3 protein-coding genes are annotated in these 2,824 nt (G+C 55.5%); 2 read left to right on the top strand and 1 reads right to left on the bottom strand.

Translation table 11 applies throughout. The features are described 5' to 3' along the window. Positions 1 to 141: 141 nt before the first annotated feature. Entirely contained in the window at positions 142 to 516 is a 375-nt protein-coding gene (locus Q7T06_RS07840; protein WP_304783009.1) for an Mth938-like domain-containing protein, read from the bottom strand. 286 nt (positions 517 to 802) lie between these two features. Here Q7T06_RS07840 and Q7T06_RS07835 point away from each other — a divergent pair, with 286 nt between their 5' ends. Further along, on the top strand, positions 803 to 2,026 hold the full coding sequence (locus Q7T06_RS07835; RefSeq protein ID WP_304783006.1) for a pyridoxal phosphate-dependent aminotransferase: 1,224 nt from the start codon (positions 803 to 805) through the stop codon (positions 2,024 to 2,026). 77 nt (positions 2,027 to 2,103) lie between these two features. Further along, positions 2,104 to 2,824: homoserine dehydrogenase (locus tag Q7T06_RS07830; RefSeq protein ID WP_304783003.1), on the top strand; the 721-nt coding region annotated here is incomplete at its 3' end.

Genomic DNA, 2,824 nt, shown 5'->3' with positions numbered 1-2,824 from the left:
TGTTTGTCCTGGCGGGCAAACTTCAGTTGCGCACGTATTCGGTGCATGTGTTTGCGCATGCGAGCTGCATGTCAGCGGCATGGGTGGCGAGGTTTTGTCGGGATGCAGCCTGGAGTCCAGGCTTCAAATTTAAGCTCGAATTCAAGCTTCGAATATCAGCGCCAGCGCAACCTTGCGGCCTTCCGCCATCAGGATATTGTAGGTGCGGCAGGCGGCTTGATTATCCATGCATTCGACGCCTATGCGCCGCGCCGTCAGGGACGCCGTCAAACGCGGGTGTATGAAACGCTGGCGTGCGCCGGTGCCGAGTATGACGACATCCGGCGTGATCGCATTGATCTGTTCAAAATGCTCGGTCGTCAAGGCATCGAAGGAAGTCACCGGCCACGCAGCAGGGCTGATTTCGGGCAAGACTATCAAGCTGTAGTCGTAAGGGATCAGGTTGATTTCAACCCCGTTTTCATCGTAAGAGGTAACAGTCTGATATTGCTGGGTAAGGGTGCTGTGCAGCTTCATGACGGTATGGGCCGGAATGTAAATCGGGATCGCGGTGGCGTATTTCCGATAGTTAGAAGATAAAGAACGCTTATTGTAACGTTTTCAGCCTTAAATCCGGCTTTATCGATTGATAAAATCGCCTGCTTTCGGCAAAATGGATCTCTTTCGCGGTGCAACATTGCAACCGTCACTTTACGCCCGGTTTCCTGCCGCCGATCCTGGATCGATGGCTGCGAAGGGCTGGCGTTTCATTAGAGCCTGTTCATCTTTGAACAGGCTCTGAAAATCACAAGGAACAGTAGCTGTGCGACCGATTCAAAAATCGAAAAAACTGGATGATGTTTGCTACGATATTCGTGGGCCCGTGCTGGAAAAGGCGCGGCAGATGGAGGAAGACGGTCACAAGATCATCAAGCTCAACATCGGCAATCTGGCCACCTTCGGTTTCGATGCGCCCGACGAAATCGTGCAGGACATGATACGCAATATGTCGAATGCATCGGGTTATACCGATTCAAAAGGCATGTTCGCGCCGCGCAAGGCGATCATGCAGTACACGCAGGAAAAGAAAATCACCGGCGTGACGATAGACGATATCTATCTCGGCAACGGCGCTTCGGAGCTGATCGTCATGAGCATGAACGCGCTGCTCAATACCGGCGATGAAGTGCTGGTGCCATCGCCCGATTATCCCTTGTGGACGGCTGCGGTCAGCCTGTCCGGCGGCACACCCGTGCATTACATCTGCGACGAGCAGGCAGAGTGGTACCCGGATATCGCAGACATCAAGAAGAAGATCAATTCGAACACCAAGGCGATCGTCGTCATCAATCCGAACAATCCTACCGGCGCCTTGTACCCGGTCGAATTGCTGCAGCAGATCGTCGACCTCGCGCGCGAACACCAGTTGATCATCTTCGCCGATGAGATTTACGACAAGGTGTTGTACGACGGCGCCAAGCACGTGTCCATCGCTTCGCTGGCCGATGACGTGCTCTTTATTACCTTCAACGGCTTGTCCAAAAACTATCGCGCCTGCGGTTATCGCGCCGGCTGGATGATCGTCTCGGGTGAGAAGCGCCACGCCCAGGATTACATCGAAGGCTTGAACATGCTGGCTTCGATGCGCCTGTGTGCGAATGCGCCGGGGCAGTATGCAATCCAGACTGCGCTGGGTGGTTACCAGAGCATAGACGACCTGGTCGGCCCGGGCGGACGCCTGTTGCGGCAGCGCGATCTGGCGCACAAGCTGCTGACCGATATCCCCGGCGTGACCTGCGTCAAGCCGAAGTCGGCCCTGTACATGTTCCCGCGGCTCGATCCGAAGATGTATCCGATCAAGAACGATCAGGATTTTGCCTATGAATTGCTGGCCGAAGAGAGCGTGCTGATCGTGCAGGGTACCGGTTTCAACTGCCCGACCACTGATCATTTCAGGGTAGTATTCCTGCCGAACTCCGATGACTTGACGCTGGCGATAGGCCGGATCGCGCATTTCCTCGAAGGCTATCGCAAACGCGTGGGCTGAAGCGGCCGCCATTTTAGTCCTCGCGCGCGCCTGCCCGGCGCGCGCATGTTTCATCCGACCTCATTTACACAGAAATTATGAAATCCATCAAAGTAGGCTTGTTAGGGATCGGCACCGTCGGTGCAGGCACATTCAATGTACTCAAGCGCAACCAGGAAGAAATTTCCCGCCGCGCCGGTCGCGGCATAGAAATCGTGATGGTGGCAGATCTGGATGTCGCGCGCGCCAAAGCGCTGGTCGGCAACCAGTGCGAAGTCGTCAGTGACGGCAACCTGGTGGTCACCAATCCCGAGATCGATATCGTGATTGAATTGATCGGTGGCTACGGCGTGGCCAAGGACCTGGTCTTGAAGGCGATCGCCAACGGCAAGCATGTCGTGACTGCAAACAAGGCCTTGCTGGCAACCTGTGGCGATGAAATCTTCAAGGCGGCGCAGGAAAAAGGCGTGATGGTTGCCTACGAGGCAGCGGTTGCCGGCGGCATTCCGATCATCAAGGCGCTGCGCGAAGGTTTGACCGCCAACCGCATCGAATGGATAGCCGGCATCATCAATGGCACCACCAATTTTATCCTGTCCGAAATGCGCGACAAGGGTTCGGATTTCGATACCGTTTTGCAGGAAGCGCAACGCCTCGGTTACGCGGAAGCCGACCCGACCTTCGATATCGAAGGCATAGACGCCGCACACAAGGCAACCTTGATGGCGGCGATCGCTTTCGGCATCCCGGTGCAGTTCGACAAGGCGCATATCGAAGGTATCACCAAGCTGGAAGCAGTCGATATCCGCTATGCAGAAC

Source organism: Herminiimonas sp. (assembly GCF_030645555.1).
Classification (GTDB): Bacteria; Pseudomonadota; Gammaproteobacteria; order Burkholderiales; family Burkholderiaceae_D; genus Oxalicibacterium.
This window is presented reverse-complemented; position numbering and strand designations above follow the sequence as displayed.

Bases quoted from the DNA above. Each gene is read 5' to 3' on its own strand.
- Q7T06_RS07840 (WP_304783009.1), bottom strand. From the start codon at position 516: ATGAAGCTGCACAGCACCCTTACCCAGCAATATCAGACTGTTACCTCT.